Below are 16498 nucleotides of genomic sequence, written 5' to 3' on the forward strand. Positions count from 1 at the left end.
TGGATCCATTAACTCTCTTAACCAATTTGTTTGTCAATGTTATAGGCGGATTAAAAGATGATCGGTTTGTTTTGTGGATCCATTAATTGGAAGGTTTCTCAAGCCTGCGGTGGTCGACTTCGAATGTATTGGCTCAAATATCATCGAGGAACAATACTGCGGCTCTGGCCCTCGGGCTTTCAGTCACAGAGCACGGAGTGATTCATGAAAACCAAAACGGTACTCACTGAACCGGACGTTTCACAGTTGCTCGTCCTCGCCAGGGAGAGGGCTCACCAGCACCAGTGGGCCGTGTCGATCTGCGTGGTCGACGACGGCGGTCATCCCCTGGGGTTGCTGCGTCTGGACGATGCCTCGCCGCTTTCAGCCTACATCGCCACCGAGAAAGCCCGTACCGCCGCCATGGGCCGGCGTGACAGCAAGGTCTTTGAAGACATGATCAATGGCGGCCGCTACGCCTTCCTCAGCGCTCCACACCTGCAAGGCATGCTCGAAGGCGGCGTGGTCATCCGCCGCGACGGGCAATGCATCGGCGCCATCGGCGTATCCGGCGTCAAGGCCGAGCAGGATGCCGAACTGGCGCGGCTGTCGGTGCAGACGTGGGAGGAAGCGATTACGCCGGATACCTGATTGACTCGACCCGTGGCGAGGGAGCTTGCTCCCGCTGGGCTGCGCAGCAGCCCCACATCCTTTCAGGTAGATGAACAACCTGTGGGAACGGGTTGCACAAATCTTCCAGACGCCATCGCCCTCAGCGGGTAATCTGCCCCGAGCGGATAGACAACACGAGACGGCTCATGACAGTGCGCAACTGGATCGATTTCAAGCAGGACGCCACGTCCGGTATCGAGACCGTGCGTGCGCATTTCGAGGGGCATGCCTACGATCCGCATTGGCACGACGCTTATCTGGTGGGCGTGACCGAGCAGGGCGTGCAGCAGTTTCATTGCCGCCGCCAGCAGCACAACAGCACGCCAGGCAAGGTGTTTCTGCTTGAGCCCGGTGAGTTGCATGATGGCAACGCGCCCCACGACAACGGTTTCACCTACCGCACGTTGTACCTGGAGCCTCAATGGCTGGAGCGCGAGTTGCGTTCTTTGTTCGATGTTGCGCCGGACAATGCCCAGTTGGGCTTCGCCGCCACGCTGACCGACGATGCGCGGCTGGCGAGCGCCACGGCCATGGCGTTCCAGAGTCTGCATGAGCAGGAAATCCGAATCGTGCGCCAGACCGCCCTGGACACTTTGCTCGCCAATCTGACCCAGCACTTGCATTGGCGGGCGCGGATCAATCCCGACCCAAGGTTGCCGCTGGTGGCGCAGCAGGCCCGCGATTATCTGCACAGCCACCTGAGCGACGATGTCGGGCTGGACGACCTGGCGCGGGTCACCGGCGTGGATCGTTTCCGCCTGACCCGCGCCTTCAAGGCGGCGTTCGGCCTGGCGCCCCATGCTTATCTGATCCAGTTGCGCCTGGCCCGGGCGCGACGCTTACTGGCCCGTGGCGAGAGTGCCGTGGCGGTTGCCGCGATGCTGGGGTTTGCCGACCAAAGCCACTTGGGCCGCTGGTTTCAGCGCGCTTATCGCCTGAGCCCGGCGGACTACCGCAAGCGCTGCTCAAACGTTCCAGACTGAGCCCGGTTTCATCGCGATGATCAAGTCACGATCATTGCCGAGATATTGCTCCATGGACCAGTTGCTGCCGTTTGCCCTGTTCGCATTTGTCGCCTCCATCACCCCGGGCCCGACCAATATCCTGGTGCTGAGCCACAGCTCGCGCTTTGGCCTGGCGACCACCTGGCCGATCATCCTTGGCGCATGCGCTGCGGCGGCCTTGTTGGTGCTCTTGGTTGGAACGGGACTGGGGGATGTGCTGGCACGCCATGCCACACTTCAAACGCTGCTCTCATGGGCCGGCATCGCCTGGCTGAGTTGGATGGCCTGGCAGATTTTCAGTGCTCCGGCCGAGGCCATCGACCCTGAGCGTCCCGTAGAGGGGCGGCGGCTTGGCTTGACGGGGGCCGCCGGTTTGCAGTTGGTAAACCCGAAAACCTGGATGATGGCGCTGGCGGTGGTCAGCGTTTTCGCTGGCGCCGAGGCCGACCGTACGGTACGAGTGCTGTGGTTGTCCCTGGCGTTCTTCGTGATCTCAATCCCCTGCATGACCGCCTGGGCCTACCTGGGGCTCGGCGCTGCCAGGTTCTGCCGTTCCACGGTGGCGATGGGGCGGTTTAATCGGGTCATGGCGGTCTTGCTGTTGGTGTCGGCGTGGTTGACCTTGGTGGTGTAGCCACGAGTCGTCCCGGACAGACCTGAAACGCCCTCGCCAGGCTTTCGCGCCTGTCGCTGCAACCCCTGGCAACAGTCTGACGGTTTCAAAAAACCATCGTTTTGGGGAGCATCGACCACGCCAAAGCTTGGCGAACTTTAAATTTGCAATGCCCAATCGACCCCAAGGAAGGAGGTCCATCATGTCCACTCTCGATACCCATATCGAGTTCATCCAGGCCAGGCTGCCCGTCTGGCTGAAACGCGCCTCGCGGATCCACCAGGAGCGTTTCAAGGCTCTTACCCAGCAATTGCAGCGCGACAGCGACGCGCTCAACGGGCTACTCATCGACCTGCCGGCACCGGAAACTTTCACCCGCGACTTGCTGCGGGCCCGGCCGGAAATGCAGGCCTGGCGCCTGGTGAATGGCACCGGCAGCGTTGCGGATGCGCTACGACGGGCCAAGGTCAAGCGCGACCACTTCGGCGCCTCGCTGTCGGTGGTCGAAGCGGCCATGCGCAACTATCCTCCCGCCGATGCGGCCACTGGCAGCGCTTTCGATAAAAACGGCGAGCTGTTCATCAAGGGCAAGCCTGGAGAGTTTTACCGCTGGGGGGAGCCGTCGGACACCACGGCAGTGCCCATGACCCCAGCCAGCTTCGCGCGTCTGTGCCGGGAGCTGGATGTGGGCGGTGCTTATCAACGCCTGCTCAAGCAGCGACTGCCACAGATTCGCAACGAGGTCCCGGTTGTCGCCCACGCCTATATCAAGTACGCACGCAGCCTGCTCACCTATGACGCCTACGAGGCGAAGCTGGATGGACGCCTGGATGAAACCGGTGAGCGGTTGCTGGCCTATGTCGGGGTGCAACTCAACGCTCACCCGGTCGAATCCCTGGCCTGTGAGGTCAAGGCACTGGAGGTGCTGTCTGTGCCACTGTTCGGCGCCCGGGTGTACTGGGGGCTGGAAGGGGACGCCAAAGGCGTTCGTCCGGTCGTCTTGCACATGCCCTATGACGTGGTGGCGCCGATCAAGCAATTTCCCAGCTTGCAGGCCATGGCTGCGCAGTTGATCGAACGGCTGCGCTGGCGGCGTTATCGCGAGAGCCTGATGCGCTACTTCCCGGTACGTCTGCAGGCCCGGCTCGGCGACGCCCTGCATGATCAATTGGAGTGGGAGATAAAGGACAACCTCAATATTTTCCAGGAAATCCACGCCCGCATCGTGGGCTGGCGAGAGGGTGAGCTTGGCGAGGATGGCAACCCCCGACGCATTCGAGTGCCTGCGCCCCATGTGCCCTGGACCCTGGGTGATGTGCGTGAAAATCACTGGGACGATCGCTATCACGAATGGCGGACCCACACCTTGGCCAATGCCTCGGCGCTGATGGTTTCCACCAAGGACCAGGATTGGCAGGCGCTGCTGGCTCGCCTCGAATACTGGGAAAGTCTCGCCGAGCGTTCCCTGATGCTCGCCGTCAGCTTCATCCCGTTCTGCGCACCTGTCGGGATGGCTGCGGCGGCGGTGGGCGGGGTGCGCCTGGTGTATGAGTTCTTCGAAGGCATCCAGGCGTTCAACGAGGGCCATGCGCAAGAAGGCATCGACCACATCTTCAACGTCCTGTTCGGGGCCGCCCAAGGCGCCTATCTGGGTTTTATCGGCGGGGCTGTCGAACCCATGCCGGTGCGCGACGGTACGACGCGCCTGTGGAATGGCGATGTCACGCCTTTCCAGGCGCGGCGCCCGCCACCCATTGAGGCCGAGCAGGATGCCTGGGGGGTGTGGCGTACAACGGACGAGGCATGGGTGCGGATCGAGGGCCGTTATTTCGAGGTGCAGGGCACAGCCGACGCCCTGGACCTGCGTCTACCCGCCGACCATCGTGGCGTGACGCCTCTCATGGAGTGGAACCGTGCCCGTGGCTGGCAGTGGGCGCACCGCAACCCGTTGCAGCGCGGCAATCTGCAACTGCTGCGTAATTTTGTCGAGACGCCAGCCGAACTGGACGACCCTACGATTCTGGCCTTGCAGCGGCAGGTGGGTATCAGCGAGGCGCACTTGCGCTACCTGCAAGTGAACGGGGAGCCGATGCCGGCCATCTTCGCCGATGCCCTGGGTGAAGCACGGGATTGGCAACGGGTGCAGCAAACCATTGGGCGTCTGCGCGGCGGCGACGCGCCAGGCAACCTGCACGTTGGAATCACTCAGACCCTCGTGGATCTGCCGGGTTGGCCAGAGACGATGACGCTGCGCTATCACGAAGGGGTGCAGGTTCACTCTACGGGTGACACGGCAGCTCCGCGCTTCCTCGATCTGAACCAGGCTGATCTGGAGCACGATGGCTGGGCTAATCGCATCCTGGCTGGCCTGAGCGTGAGCGAGCAACGCACACTGCTGGGGCAAAGCCCCCTTGGCCTGCGGCCGGTGGAGAGCAGTCGGCTGTTGGCCGGCCGTTGGGCGACTCACCTGGAACGCAATGTTACCCAGGTGACCGCCACCATGGCCCGGTCCACCGCGCTCGATCCGTTGGCCGTTCCCGTGGCTCGGGCCTTCCCCGGGCTGCCGGAAGCCATGGCCAACGAGCTTGCCAGCCAGGCTCAAGGCCAGGACCTGGTGCGCCTGCGTGCCGGCCGGGTGACGGGTAACCTGGGTAAACAGTGCGTAGAAGCCCTGACTGAGCTGCGCCTGACACGTACGTTGCGTGCTTTGGCGCGCGGAGAAAGTAGCGCCGATCGAGACCGCGTTGTCATGGGCTTGCTGGGCAATATGGCCTCATTACGCGGCCGGTTGCGCTTGCGCCTGGTGTCGAGCGAATTGGCGAGCCCGTTGGAAGTGGGGGAGGAGGGGCCTTTGAAAGTCATTCGCCAGTACGGTGGGGAATACCAGGCCTTTGACGAACAAGGCAATGAACTGGGCGCAGGGTCGAGCCTGGAAGAGGCGCTGTTGAACGCAATGCCGGACGAGGCTCGCAGGGCGCTGGGATTCAACATTTGGGAGGCGGCCAGGCTTCGCCAGGCGCTGCTGGAGCAAGCCCTTGGCGATCGGCAAGGCCTGCGTGCGTTCCTGCGACTCAAGCGCCTGGACAGCGACACGCAAGGCCCGCAATGGCAGAACGGACGCTTGGGTTATCCGCTCAGCGGGCGCGGAAAACTGCCGTTGCAGGGCTGGCGCCACAACCTGGAGGGGCGTCTCGAGCGACTCTATCCTCACTATGCCGGGGATGCCCTCGCGGGGCTTCAGCGTAGCCTGACCGCCCAGGCCGCGCGTGAAGGCCTCAGCTTGAGCGACCTGGTCACCCGGTTGAGCAATGAGTGGGCAACGCTGGATGAAGGGCTGCGCCAGTGGGAGGTCCATGAGGGCGTTCACCACCCGGTCGAGAGTCGCTACATCCGTGAGGATATCCTGGCGAATCGTCGCGGCGTGGCCAACGAAGTCCGCCGCGCCTGGCGGCGTGAACCCGATCCGCGCAGGGAAGACAGCGAGTTGACATTGCGCCTGTCGGGGTGGGACATCGGCAAGCTCCCGCCGATCCGCGCGCGTTTCACCCATATCGAAGCCCTGACGTTGTCTCACCTGGGCTTGAGTGAGGATCCCTCGGACTTCCTGCGGCTGTTTCCCAATATCGAAATGCTGCGTCTGCACGGCAATCACCTCACCGCCGTGCCCGTGGCGGTGGGCGAGTTTCACAATCTGCTGGAGCTGGCATTGGGTAAGAACCCACTCAACATGAACGCGGATGTATTTGCCCCCCTGATTGGCGCCAATCGTGCGACCAAACTGCGGATACTGCAGCTCTCCGAGGTGACTGGCGGTGCAGAGCCTGGCGCCGAGGCCAACATGGTCGCAGCCATCGGCCGCCTGGCTGAGCTGCCCGCCCTGCGTGAACTGGTGTGGTCCGATAACCTGCATTTCACTGCCCAGCAATTGCAGGCCATTACTGCCTTACCCGGGTTGGAAGCGCTGGACCTGGTGCGCTGCGGCCTGCGCCTGGATGAAGAGGGCAGTGCCTTCCTGCGGACCGCCACGGCCCTGAAAGATTTGCGCCTGAGTGGCAATAACTGCCGCGATTTACCCAACCTGACGGAGCTCGTCGCCCTGGAAGAGCTGGAATTGGCCTACGCAGGATTGGAACGGGTGCCGACGATGGCCTTGACGCTGCTATCCAGGCGTTCATCCGACCTGATCTTCCTCGACCTCAAGGGCAACCGCATCACCAACATTCAGGATGACCTGCTGCCCGCGCTTGCCAGCATGCCAAGGAGTAATACCCTTGGGTTGGGGATTGAAGACAATCCACTACCCAGCGCCCAGATCAACGCCCTTCGCGAACTGGACCGTCACGCTTTTCGCTACACGGTCGATGACTGGCTGGATGACTTTCCTGATCTGAAGAAAGCACTGGAAGTTGCCCGGGACGATGCCGGAGGGCGGCGTTTCATTGACTGGTTTTCCGGCCTCATACGCGACGTCGATGCCAGTGAACCCAACGGGCTGGCCCTGGGATATCGTCAGCGGGCCGCAGGCATTCTGCAGTACTACACCGGACACTCAAATCTCTATGCCGACCTCTTGATTCGGCTTCCAGACTTTGACCAGCAACTGGGACAACTGCGCACCCGCCTGCAAGCGCGCGTGCTGGACAGGCTAACACCAGACATCGCCGAACTGGAGGTGCATTTCTTGATGTTCGAGTCCGTCCAACGTGCCCGCCTCGATCCCCAGGGCGTGCCTTTTGCGCGGTTCCTGGGCACTCAGCACGAGTATTGGAACCGGGTACTGAGCAGCCTCTACCCAGAGGTATCCCAGCGCCGGGCAGCCACGACCCGGGAGGGCTTCATCAATTGGCTCAGCGACGCCCAGGACACCTTCGACAGCAATGACCAGATTCCCCGCATAGGGGAAATGACCTGGCGTCCCTACCTGGGGTTGATGTCCCGCGATTGGCTCGATGGTCTGGCGATCTGGAACACGGTGGAGGACAGCCTGGTGGATGCCTTCAGCGACCCCGTGGATCCAGCCCATTGGCCCCAGGTGCTGTTAGATAACCTGAGGCAACCTGACGCCGACCTGCCCAGCGCCCTGGAGTCAGTCACTCTACCCAACGGCACAGTCTGGCACCGTGTGAGACTGGAAGCCGTGGCGGATGTGGATTGGGCCGCGGGTCAGCCGGTGATGCTCACTGAAGACCAATTGCGGCGGACCATGGCCATCTACCGCTCGGTCAAGAGCCGGGAGATTGAAGCCCTGGTGAGGCGGATAACCACCGAACTGGTCACCCCTTGGTGGTTGTTGCGACGGCAATAGCTTTCAGGCAGAAGGTCTTGGCCAGAAAAAAGCCAACCCTCGTTGAGAGGCTGTTCCCAATTGAGTCCGTGGCCAGGGAGCTTGCTCCCGTTGGGCTGCGCAACAGCCCTATACGGTGCAGCAGGAAAAAACCGGCGACAGGTTTTTACGGCTGCTGCGCAGTCGAGCGGGAGCAAGCTCCCTCGCCACAATGGAACACCAACGCTTTCAGGCCACACTCCATATCAGCATCGGGAAATTCCGGGGGATTTGCCAGGCGCTGGTCGAACTTCAAGCCAGGCGCTTCACGGGTGACACCGTCGATGAGAAAGTCCGGGCCAGTGGCCGGGTCGTTGCTGCAGGCCAGGACCGTGCCGTCGGCGCTCAGCAGTTCCGGCAGGCGGCGCAGGACGCGTTGGTAATCCTTGGTCAGCAGGAAGCTGCCTTTCTGGAAGGTAGGTGGGTCGATGATCACCAGGTCATAGGGCCCGCTGTTGATCACCTTGCCCCAGGATTTGAACAAATCGTGGCCGAGGAAACTCACCTGGCTCAAGTCATGGCCGTTCAAGCGATGGTTATCGCGGCCTCGGCTCAGGGCTGCGCGGGACATGTCCAGGTTCACCACGTGCTGAGCACCGCCGGCGATGGCCGCCACCGAAAAACCGCAGGTGTAGGCAAACAGGTTCAGCACGCGTTTGCCGTTGGCATTGGCTCTTACCCAGTCGCGACCGTAGCGCATGTCCAGAAACAGGCCGTTGTTCTGTTTTTTGCCCAGGTCGATCCGGTAATGCAGGCCGCCTTCGGTCAGCGTCCATTCGTCGATGGGCTCGCCCACCAGCCATTGGGTGAGGCTTTGGGGCAGGTAGCGATGTTGCACGGCCAGCGTATGAGCCGCGCTGTGTTGCCAAGCCGGCGAAGCGGTGAGGGCGAGCAGTGTCGAGATCAAGTCATCCAACTGCCCTGGCGCAGGCTCCTTGAACAGCGAGACCAGCACCACCCCTTGCAACCAGTCGACGGTGATCTGTTCCAGCCCCGGCCAGCAGCGACCGCGGCCATGGAACAGGCGACGGGTTTCTTGCGGCACCGCGGCCAGTGCCGTCAGTAAATGAGTCTGCAGGGTTTGAAGGGCTTCAGGGTTCATCAGGCAAGGCCGGCAATTCGAAAGGCCGGCATTTTAACCACAGCACGTTCTTCTGTGGCGAGGGAGCAAGCTCCCTTGCCACGAACGTACTGACTAACCACCGCTGGTGGCCAGCGCACTCGCCACCTGCTGCGGCTGGCAGTTGAGGTACGCCGAACGCTTCAGCCAGCCCGGGTCCGGGTACCAGGAAAACATGAATTGACCGCCCTTGAGTCTGTCGATTACCTGGCGCGCCACCTGGGGGCGCACGGCCGGGCAACCCAGGCTGCGCCCGATACGGCCCTGGCGCGCGCTCCACAGCGGGTTCACATAGTCGGCGGCATGGATCACGATTGCGCGGTCACGGGCCAGGTCATTGAAGCCCGGTTCCAGGCCGTCCATGCGCAGCGAGTAACCGTGGGCACCCTGATAGCTTTCCTGGGTGCGAAACAGGCCCAGGCTGGACTGGAAACTGCCCAGGCGATTGGAAAATTGCGTAGCGAAGTTTTCCCCGGATTTCTGCCCGTGGGCCACCAGGTCGCGCAACACCAGTTTCTTCTGGCGCAGGTCGAAGATCCACAGGCGACGGGCCGTGGAGGGTTGCGAATAGTCGATGACCGCCAGGTGACGGGCCTGGCTGGCGCCATTGGCGACCGCGCATTGCATGGCACTCAGGGCACTTTTCAGTGCCTGGGGATTGAGTTCCGGCGCTGCGTGGGCGAGGCTGTTGTAAAGAAGTTGAGAATTTGCCTTTTCGGCCATTGCCGGACTACACATCACCCCAAGGCTGGTCATGACCAGGCACGCTCGGCGCAAAACGCTCAGCACGGATGAAAAATTCCCACGGTGGTGTTGGTCTGCGGCATCCCGTCCGGTTTTGTGTGTATGCATGATGGCGGGTCGTACCTGTCGCAAAGTTTGACCGTCAACGAGACGGCCATGGATTGGAGTAAAGCAGTTGTTCAAAAAGTCCGCATGTTACCTGAGCCTTTTATTGCTCACTGCGCCATTGGTCGCGACAGCCGAGGACGGCGATCCGGCATTGGTGCAAACCACCCTGGCACAATTGTCCGTTGCGTGCCCGGAGGTGGCGGCGGGCGTCGACTTTCCGACGATGATGAGCTTGCAGGCGTTTTATCAGCAAAACGCAGGCCAGGCCGTCTGGTCGGACGACGAACGATTGATGGCGTTGCGGGTTCAGTTGCAGCAACTGGCCGATGACGGCCTGGACCCGACGCGCTACAGCCTGCCGGTCGAAGGTGCGGCCCAGAGCGCCCATTGTGTCGATATCGCCATCAGCCAGCGCTACCTGCAAGCCTTGTATGACCTGCGTTTCGGCTACCTGCCCCAGGACCGTCTGGAGCCGGTGTGGAAGGCCTACCCGCAGCCACTAGACCGTCAGGCCGTGGTGCTGGCCATCGCCGGGCCGGGCGTGGAGAACCCGGCAGAGGCCTTTGAACAGGCCCGACCGACCCTGGAGCTGTATCGCAACCTGCGCGGGCTCTATGCCCGGCTACGGCAACAGCCCTTGGCCGACTGGCCGCCTGTGCCTGGCGGACCGCTGTTGCAACCGGACAAGCAGGACGCCCGCGTACCCGTCCTGGCCCAGCGACTGTTCAATGAAGGTTACCTGAGCGCGCCGCCGCTGCTCACCGACGAGCATTACAGCCCCACGCTGGTGGAGGCAATGAAGAGCTTCCAGCTCCAGCATTCCCTGCAAGCCGACGGCGTGGTGGGGCCGTGGACCGTCACCGAGCTGAATATCAGCCCGGCCATGCGCCGCGAACAGTTGCGCATCAACCTGGAGCGCATGCGCTGGCTGGCCCAGGATCTGGAACCCGACAGCGTGCTGGTCAACGTGGCGGCGGCGCAGTTGACGGTTTACCAGGCCGGCGCGCCAGTCTGGCAAACCCGAACCCAGGTCGGTCGTGCGCAACGACAAACACCCCTGATCAAATCCCAGGTCACCCGTCTGACGCTCAACCCGACCTGGACCATTCCGCCGACCATCATGCGCGAAGACAAACTGCCCGAGATCCGCCGCGATCCAGAGTTTCTCACTCGACATAACCTGAGGATTCTCGATCGCGATGGCCTGCCGCTGCTGGCCTCCGACATCGACTGGGAACATCCGGGCGACCTGATGCTGCGTCAGGATCCCGGTCCGAAGAACCCCTTGGGCAAAATGGCGGTCCGCTTTCCCAACCCGTTCTCCGTGTACCTGCATGACACACCGAGCCAGTCACTGTTCGTCAAAGGCCCCCGCGCATTCAGTTCAGGCTGTGTGCGGATCGAACAAGTGATGCACTTGCGAGACCTGCTGGTGAGTCCGGCTGAACGTGCCCGCACCGACACACTGCTGGCCACCGAGTTGACCCATGAGTTCAGGCTGGCCAGGCCCGTGCCGATCCTGCTGGGATACTGGACGGTGCAAGCGGACAACCAGGGCCAGGCGGTGTACATCCCGGACATCTATGGGCGTGATGTAGCGCTGTCCGCTGCTCATGGCCGGGCGCTCTGAGGTCAAACGCTAGTGAGCTGCGCGGCCTCTTCGACTGTCGCGAACAAGCGCTGGCCGATGAGGTTGGCAGTGTCCAGGTGCAGTGCGGGATCAAGGGTTTCCGACTCGAGCAAACGCTGGGAACTCACCACGCGAGCGCCGCAGTAATCGAAGATGCCATGCTCGATTTGTGTGGTCATCGCCTCACCATAGCCGTGGCGTAGAAAGGCGTCGGCATCGGCGCCCCCCACCTCTACCAGATGCACCCGCAAGCGCTGCAGCTTTTTGCGCAACGGCTGATCGAGACTGAAATCGAATGCCCAACCGTTGGAAAATACCCGGTCGATCCAGCCCTTGAGCAGTGCCGGCATTGACCACCAATAGATGGGGTAGACCAGTACCAGCGCGTCGGCCCGCTCGATTCTGCCTTGCTCGGCCAGCACATCCGGCGGCGGCGAGGCTTCGCGGCGGTGAACCGCGTGATCGGCGAGACTGAAACGCGGATCGAAGCCTTCGGCGGCCAGGTCAGCTATCTCGAAGGTGTGATCGGGATTGGCCTGGGTGATGCCTTTGGCAATCTTCCCGGCGAGGCTATGGGTGAGGGAACGAGGATCGTGATGAGCGACGACGATAAGTGCGTGCATGGCGAAAACTCCTGCTGGCGACGAAGACTTGAAAGCGGGTATGCTCGCTTAAGTTACCTTTAGTAAGTTACGGTTGGTAAAGTTAGCATGTCAAGCACCGGAGAAAATTCACCGACTTCACCTCGTCGTCGCCTCTCGCGGGAAGACCGGCAACGGCAGCTGCTGGACGTCGCCTGGCGGCTGGTACGGGAGGAGGGCAGCGAAGCGCTGACCCTGGCCCGGCTTGCGGAACAGGCCGGGGTGACCAAGCCCATCGTCTATGACCATTTCGTCAGCCGTTCCGGGTTGTTGGCGGCGCTGTACCAGGATTTCGATGCCCGCCAGACCGCGCTCATGGACGCCGCCCTTGAAGCGAGCGAGCCGACGTTGCAAAGCCGCGCGGCGGTGATTGCCGCGTCCTATGTCGAATGCGTGCTGTTGCAGGGCCGAGAGATTCCGGGAGTGATCGCTGCGTTGACCAGCTCGCCGGAGCTGGAGCGGATCAAGCGGGAGTACGAGGCCATTTTCCTGGACAAATGCCGAGCGGTGCTGGAACCGTTTGCCGGTCCAAGGGGCATCGCCCAGGCCAGCCTACGGGCGATGCTTGGGGCGGCGGAGGCACTGTCCAATGCGGCCGCCACCGGGGAAATCAGCGCGGCCGAAGCAAAGGAAGAACTCTTTGTGAGCATCGTTGCGATGGTCGATAGAACCGCCAACATCCCTTCAAGCTGACCCACCGCCATCGCGAGCAAGCTCGCTCCCACAAGGGAGCTGTCGTGAACTCCAATCTCGCGGTCACCCACAAAGCTGCACTTTTATGAAGCCGGTGGGCGGTGGGTCGCACCATGGGAAGGCAATCGCCAGCGCTTGGAAGCTGGATGTCGGGGCAAGTTTATGTGCCTGGCTGAGCGGACGCCTTCGCGAGCAAGCCCGCTCCCACAGGGATTTCAGGCGCCAGCGAGGTAGTGGAGTCAGAGTGTTGGGGAAGCTTGGCACGCTCGCTGCAAGAGGCTATCCAGGTCCACCGCGAACACAATCGAGTGGGCAGCCCCGTCGGTCAACGAAGATCGAGCGCCAGCAGGCCGGGGAGTCACGGTAGGTCAGGGCGTAGTCGCCGGGCCGATACCGCACAGAACAGGCAAAGACGCCTGGAACCGCAAGGTTTCAGGCGTCTTTTTTTTGCTTTCAAAATCGTGATGGGCTTTTGTCGGGTGCTTTTTATGAATACCAACGTTGCTTCTCTGAACAAGCTGCAAACGCTGATCGTGATCGGCAATGGCATGGTCGGCCATCACTGCGTCGAGCAACTGATCGAGCGCGGTGCCCTCAATCATTACCGCCTGCACGTGTTCAGCGAAGAGCCAATGCGCGCCTATGACCGCGTGCATCTGTCCGAGTATTTCTCCGGCCGTGACGCCGAGTCCCTGGCCCTGGGCGAAGCTTCGTTGTACCAAACGCCTGGCGTCACGTTGCACCTGGGCGTACCGGTCCTGGAAATCGACCGTGACGCGCACCAGGTCGTGACCGCTCAGGAGCGCATTCACTACGACAAACTGGTACTCGCCACCGGTTCCTACCCGTTCGTGCCGCCCATCGAAGGCGCCGAAGGTGATTCTTGCCTGGTCTATCGCACCCTTGAGGATCTGGATGCCATCCGCGCCGCTTCCAGCAATGCCCGCCGTGGCGTGGTGGTCGGGGGTGGCCTGTTGGGCCTGGAAGCGGCCAACGCGCTGAAGACCCTCGGCCTGGAAGCCCACGTGGTGGAATTCGCTCCGCGGCTGATGCCGGTGCAGTTGGACACCCAGGGCGGTTTGGCCCTCAAGGCGCGCATCGAGAAATTGGGCGTTGGCGTGCACCTGTCCAAGGGCACCCAGTCCATCAGCGCCGGTGAGCAATACCGCTATCGGATGAACTTCGCCGACGACGATTTCCTGGAAACCGACCTGATCGTGTTCTCCGCCGGTATCCGTGCCCAGGACGCCCTGGCTCGCCAGAGCGACCTGCAAATCGGCCCGCGTGGGGGCGTGGTCATCGATGACCATTGCCTGAGCAGCGACCCGGATATCTACGCCATCGGCGAATGCGCGGCCTGGAACGGCAGCATTTTCGGCTTGGTCGCCCCGGGTTACCAGATGGCCCGCAACGTCGCGGCGCGCCTGTGCGGCGAACACGGTGAAGCCTTCACCGGTGCCGACATGTCCACCAAGCTCAAGTTGCTCGGTGTGGACGTTGGCTCCATCGGCGACGCCCACGGCAACACGCCGGGTTCGCGCAGCTTCCAGTTCATCGACGAAACCAGCGCCAGCTACCGGCGACTGGTGGTGGATGCCGACGGCAAGCGTGTGATCGGCGCGGTGCTGGTGGGCGACAACAGCTACTACGACACCTTGCTGCAATACATGCAGAACGGCATCGCCTTGCCCAAGGAGGCTGCCAGCCTGATCCTGCCCTCGTCCGAAGGCGCCCCGACCCTGGGCCCTGCGGCATTGCCCGAAACCGCGACTATCTGCTCGTGCCACAACGTCACCAAAGGCTCGATCTGCTCGGCCATCGACGGCGGCTGCACCGATCTGGGCCAACTTAAATGCGACACCAAGGCCGGTACCGGTTGCGGTGGTTGCGCAGCCCTGGTCAAGCAGGTCTTCGAACACGAACTGATCGCCCGTGGCGTCAGCGTCGACAAGAGCCTGTGCGAACACTTCGCCTACACCCGCCAGGAGCTTTACGCCCTGGTGCGGGTGGAAGGGATCATCAGCTTCGAAGAGCTGCTGGCCAAGCACGGTCGTGGTCACACTGGTTGTGACCTGTGCAAACCGGCGGTGGGCTCGATCCTGGCGTCGTGCTGGAACCAGCCGATCATGGACCCGTCCCTGGTGGCGTTGCAGGACACCAATGACACCTTCATGGCGAACATGCAGAAAAACGGCACCTACTCGGTGGTGCCGCGTATCGCCGGTGGGGAAATCACCGCCGACAAACTGATCGCCATCGGCGTGGTCGCCAAGAAATACGACCTCTACACCAAGATCACCGGCGGCCAGCGCATCGACCTGTTCGGCGCCCAATTGCACCAGTTGCCGGACATCTGGGCCGAGCTGATCGAAGCCGGTTTCGAAACCGGGCATGCCTACGGCAAATCCACGCGCACGGTGAAATCCTGCGTGGGCAGCACCTGGTGCCGCTACGGCGTGCAGGACAGCGTGCAGATGGCCCTGACCATTGAGGATCGCTACAAAGGCCTGCGCTCGCCGCACAAGCTCAAGTTCGCGGTGTCCGGCTGCACCCGTGAGTGCGCCGAAGCCCAGAGCAAGGACGTCGGCGTGATCGCCACCGAGAAGGGCTGGAACCTCTACGTGGCCGGCAACGGCGGCATGCGCCCGCGGCACGCCGAGTTGTTCGCCACCGACCTGGATGACGAGACCCTGATCCGCTACATCGACCGCTTCCTGATGTTCTACATCCGCACCGCCGACAAGTTGCAACGGACCTCGGTCTGGCGCGAAAGCCTGGAAGGCGGCCTGGACTACCTCAAGGACGTGATCATCAACGATAGCCTGGGCTTGGGCGCCGAGCTCGAAGCCCAGATGCAACTGGTGGTCGATCGCTACGAATGCGAATGGGCCAACGCCCTCAAGGATCCGGAAAAGCTCAAGCGTTTCCGCACCTTCGTCAACGACAAACGCGGCGATCCGGACGTTCATTTCGTCCGCGAACGTGGCCAGCGCCGGCCCGTTCACGCCGGTGAACTACACCTGATTCCCGTTACCGAGGAGGTGCTCTGATGAGCCAGTCAAACGTCGTTCGTATCCCCACCCGCGCCGCGGACCAGGAACCGGCCCAATGGCGAGCCCTGTGCAGCCGTGAGGACCTGGTGCCCAATTCCGGCGTGGTCGCCTGGCACGACGGCAGCCAGGTGGCGTTGCTGTACCTGCCCGAGCATCAGGACAAGCCGTTGTACGCCATCGACAACCGCGACCCCAAGTCCGGTGCGAACGTCATCGGCCGCGGCTTATTGGGCAGCATCAAGGGGGATCTGGTGATTGCCTCGCCGATGTACAAACAGCATTTCCGCCTGGAGGACGGCCATTGCCTGGAATATCCAGAGCAGCGGCTGCGGGTGTGGCCGGTGCGCTTGAATGGCGATGTGGTTGAGATTGGCGAAGACTGAAGCAAACACAATCCTGTGACGCCTGGCTCAAGTCTTGTTGTTTGGTTGGTATCGCCTTTAACTGAAGTTGGGGATTAACAATGAAAACCGCCGCTCAACTGGTGAAACTCAAAAGTGTGCAGAACCAGCAGGTCCACAGCATCGCCCCGGAACAGACGGTGCTCGAAGCGCTGCAAATCATGGCCGAGAAAAACGTCGGCGCGCTGCCGGTGATCGAAGACGGTCAAGTGGTGGGCGTGTTCAGCGAGCGCGATTACGCGCGCAAGATGGTGCTGCAAGGACGCTCCTCGGTGGGCACGGCGGTGCGCACGATCATGAGCGCGCCAGTGATCACTGCCGACAGCCAGCAAAGCATTGATCGTTGCATGGAAGTCATGACCGACAGCCACCTGCGGCATTTGCCGGTGCTGGATAACGGGCAGTTGATTGGCTTGTTGTCCATTGGTGATCTGGTGAAAGAGGCGATTGTCGAGCAGGCGGATTTGATTCGGCAGTTGGAGCACTACATCCGCGGGCACTGACTCCGCGCTGTGTT

At 62.1% G+C, this 16498-nt stretch carries 12 protein-coding genes; 9 read left to right on the forward strand and 3 right to left on the reverse strand.

Annotated features, from left to right (window positions below; all coding sequences use genetic code 11):
• Positions 1-204 precede the first annotated feature (204 nt).
• The 4 genes from ACWNZ1_RS08105 to ACWNZ1_RS08120 all read left to right on the forward strand — a co-directional run bounded on the left by ACWNZ1_RS08105 (position 205) and on the right by ACWNZ1_RS08120 (position 7573).
• A complete protein-coding gene (locus ACWNZ1_RS08105) occupies positions 205-630 on the forward strand; it encodes a GlcG/HbpS family heme-binding protein (RefSeq protein WP_135845379.1) in 426 nt (141 codons plus the stop codon).
• 167 nt (positions 631-797) lie between these two features.
• Positions 798-1634 (forward strand): AraC family transcriptional regulator, encoded by an 837-nt coding sequence (locus ACWNZ1_RS08110; RefSeq protein WP_135845380.1) that lies wholly within the window; start codon positions 798-800, stop codon positions 1632-1634.
• A gap of 52 nt (positions 1635-1686) precedes the next feature.
• Positions 1687-2289, forward strand: coding sequence for a LysE family translocator (locus ACWNZ1_RS08115; protein WP_280944928.1), 603 nt, complete (start codon positions 1687-1689; stop codon positions 2287-2289).
• 181 nt (positions 2290-2470) lie between these two features.
• The gene (locus tag ACWNZ1_RS08120; RefSeq protein WP_456027549.1) at positions 2471-7573 is read left to right on the forward strand and encodes a dermonecrotic toxin domain-containing protein; all 5103 of its coding nucleotides are present in this window, start codon (positions 2471-2473) and stop codon (positions 7571-7573) included.
• 145 nt (positions 7574-7718) lie between these two features.
• Here the strand turns inward: ACWNZ1_RS08120 and ACWNZ1_RS08125 are convergent, their stop codons facing one another.
• Positions 7719-8693 carry a class I SAM-dependent methyltransferase gene (locus ACWNZ1_RS08125; RefSeq protein ID WP_135845383.1) on the reverse strand — a complete coding sequence of 325 codons (975 nt, stop codon included), beginning with the start codon at positions 8691-8693 and terminating at the stop codon, positions 7719-7721.
• A 93-nt stretch (positions 8694-8786) separates the two neighbouring features.
• Entirely contained in the window at positions 8787-9500 is a 714-nt protein-coding gene (locus ACWNZ1_RS08130) for a murein L,D-transpeptidase catalytic domain family protein (RefSeq protein ID WP_135847987.1), read from the reverse strand.
• Positions 9501-9630: 130 nt separating this feature from the next.
• Here ACWNZ1_RS08130 and ACWNZ1_RS08135 point away from each other — a divergent pair, with 130 nt between their 5' ends.
• Positions 9631-11193 (forward strand): L,D-transpeptidase family protein, encoded by a 1563-nt coding sequence (locus ACWNZ1_RS08135; protein ID WP_135845384.1) that lies wholly within the window; start codon positions 9631-9633, stop codon positions 11191-11193.
• A gap of 2 nt (positions 11194-11195) precedes the next feature.
• On the opposite strand, the gene ACWNZ1_RS08140 is transcribed toward ACWNZ1_RS08135, so the two are convergent.
• Positions 11196-11816, reverse strand: a complete 621-nt coding sequence (locus ACWNZ1_RS08140) for an NAD(P)H-dependent oxidoreductase (RefSeq protein ID WP_135845385.1) — start codon at positions 11814-11816, stop codon at positions 11196-11198.
• A gap of 87 nt (positions 11817-11903) precedes the next feature.
• Between ACWNZ1_RS08140 and ACWNZ1_RS08145 the strand changes: the two genes are divergently transcribed.
• The 4 genes from ACWNZ1_RS08145 (at position 11904) to ACWNZ1_RS08160 (ending at position 16484) form a co-directional block, all read left to right on the forward strand.
• Positions 11904-12527: a TetR/AcrR family transcriptional regulator gene (locus ACWNZ1_RS08145; protein WP_135845386.1), complete on the forward strand. Its 624-nt coding sequence runs from the start codon at positions 11904-11906 to the stop codon at positions 12525-12527.
• A gap of 488 nt (positions 12528-13015) precedes the next feature.
• Entirely contained in the window at positions 13016-15577 is a 2562-nt protein-coding gene (nirB, locus tag ACWNZ1_RS08150) for a nitrite reductase large subunit NirB (protein WP_135845387.1), read from the forward strand.
• Entirely contained in the window at positions 15577-15963 is a 387-nt protein-coding gene (gene nirD, locus ACWNZ1_RS08155) for a nitrite reductase small subunit NirD (RefSeq protein ID WP_135845388.1), read from the forward strand. The genes nirB and nirD overlap by 1 nt, the downstream gene beginning before the upstream one ends.
• Before the next feature lie 80 nt (positions 15964-16043).
• Positions 16044-16484: a CBS domain-containing protein gene (locus ACWNZ1_RS08160; RefSeq protein WP_135845389.1), complete on the forward strand. Its 441-nt coding sequence runs from the start codon at positions 16044-16046 to the stop codon at positions 16482-16484.
• Positions 16485-16498: the final 14 nt, after the last annotated feature.

Source organism: Pseudomonas sp. CFBP 5748 (assembly GCF_053850495.1).

Bases quoted from the DNA above. Each gene is read 5' to 3' on its own strand.
- ACWNZ1_RS08115 (WP_280944928.1), top strand. From the start codon at position 1,687: ATGGACCAGTTGCTGCCGTTTGCCCTGTTCGCATTTGTCGCCTCCATC.
- ACWNZ1_RS08145 (WP_135845386.1), top strand. From the start codon at position 11,904: ATGTCAAGCACCGGAGAAAATTCACCGACTTCACCTCGTCGTCGCCTC.
- ACWNZ1_RS08125 (WP_135845383.1), bottom strand. From the start codon at position 8,693: ATGAACCCTGAAGCCCTTCAAACCCTGCAGACTCATTTACTGACGGCA.
- ACWNZ1_RS08140 (WP_135845385.1), bottom strand. From the start codon at position 11,816: ATGCACGCACTTATCGTCGTCGCTCATCACGATCCTCGTTCCCTCACC.
- nirD (WP_135845388.1), top strand. From the start codon at position 15,577: ATGAGCCAGTCAAACGTCGTTCGTATCCCCACCCGCGCCGCGGACCAG.
- ACWNZ1_RS08110 (WP_135845380.1), top strand. From the start codon at position 798: ATGACAGTGCGCAACTGGATCGATTTCAAGCAGGACGCCACGTCCGGT.
- nirB (WP_135845387.1), top strand. From the start codon at position 13,016: ATGAATACCAACGTTGCTTCTCTGAACAAGCTGCAAACGCTGATCGTG.
- ACWNZ1_RS08105 (WP_135845379.1), top strand. From the start codon at position 205: ATGAAAACCAAAACGGTACTCACTGAACCGGACGTTTCACAGTTGCTC.
- ACWNZ1_RS08120 (WP_456027549.1), top strand. From the start codon at position 2,471: ATGTCCACTCTCGATACCCATATCGAGTTCATCCAGGCCAGGCTGCCC.
- ACWNZ1_RS08160 (WP_135845389.1), top strand. From the start codon at position 16,044: ATGAAAACCGCCGCTCAACTGGTGAAACTCAAAAGTGTGCAGAACCAG.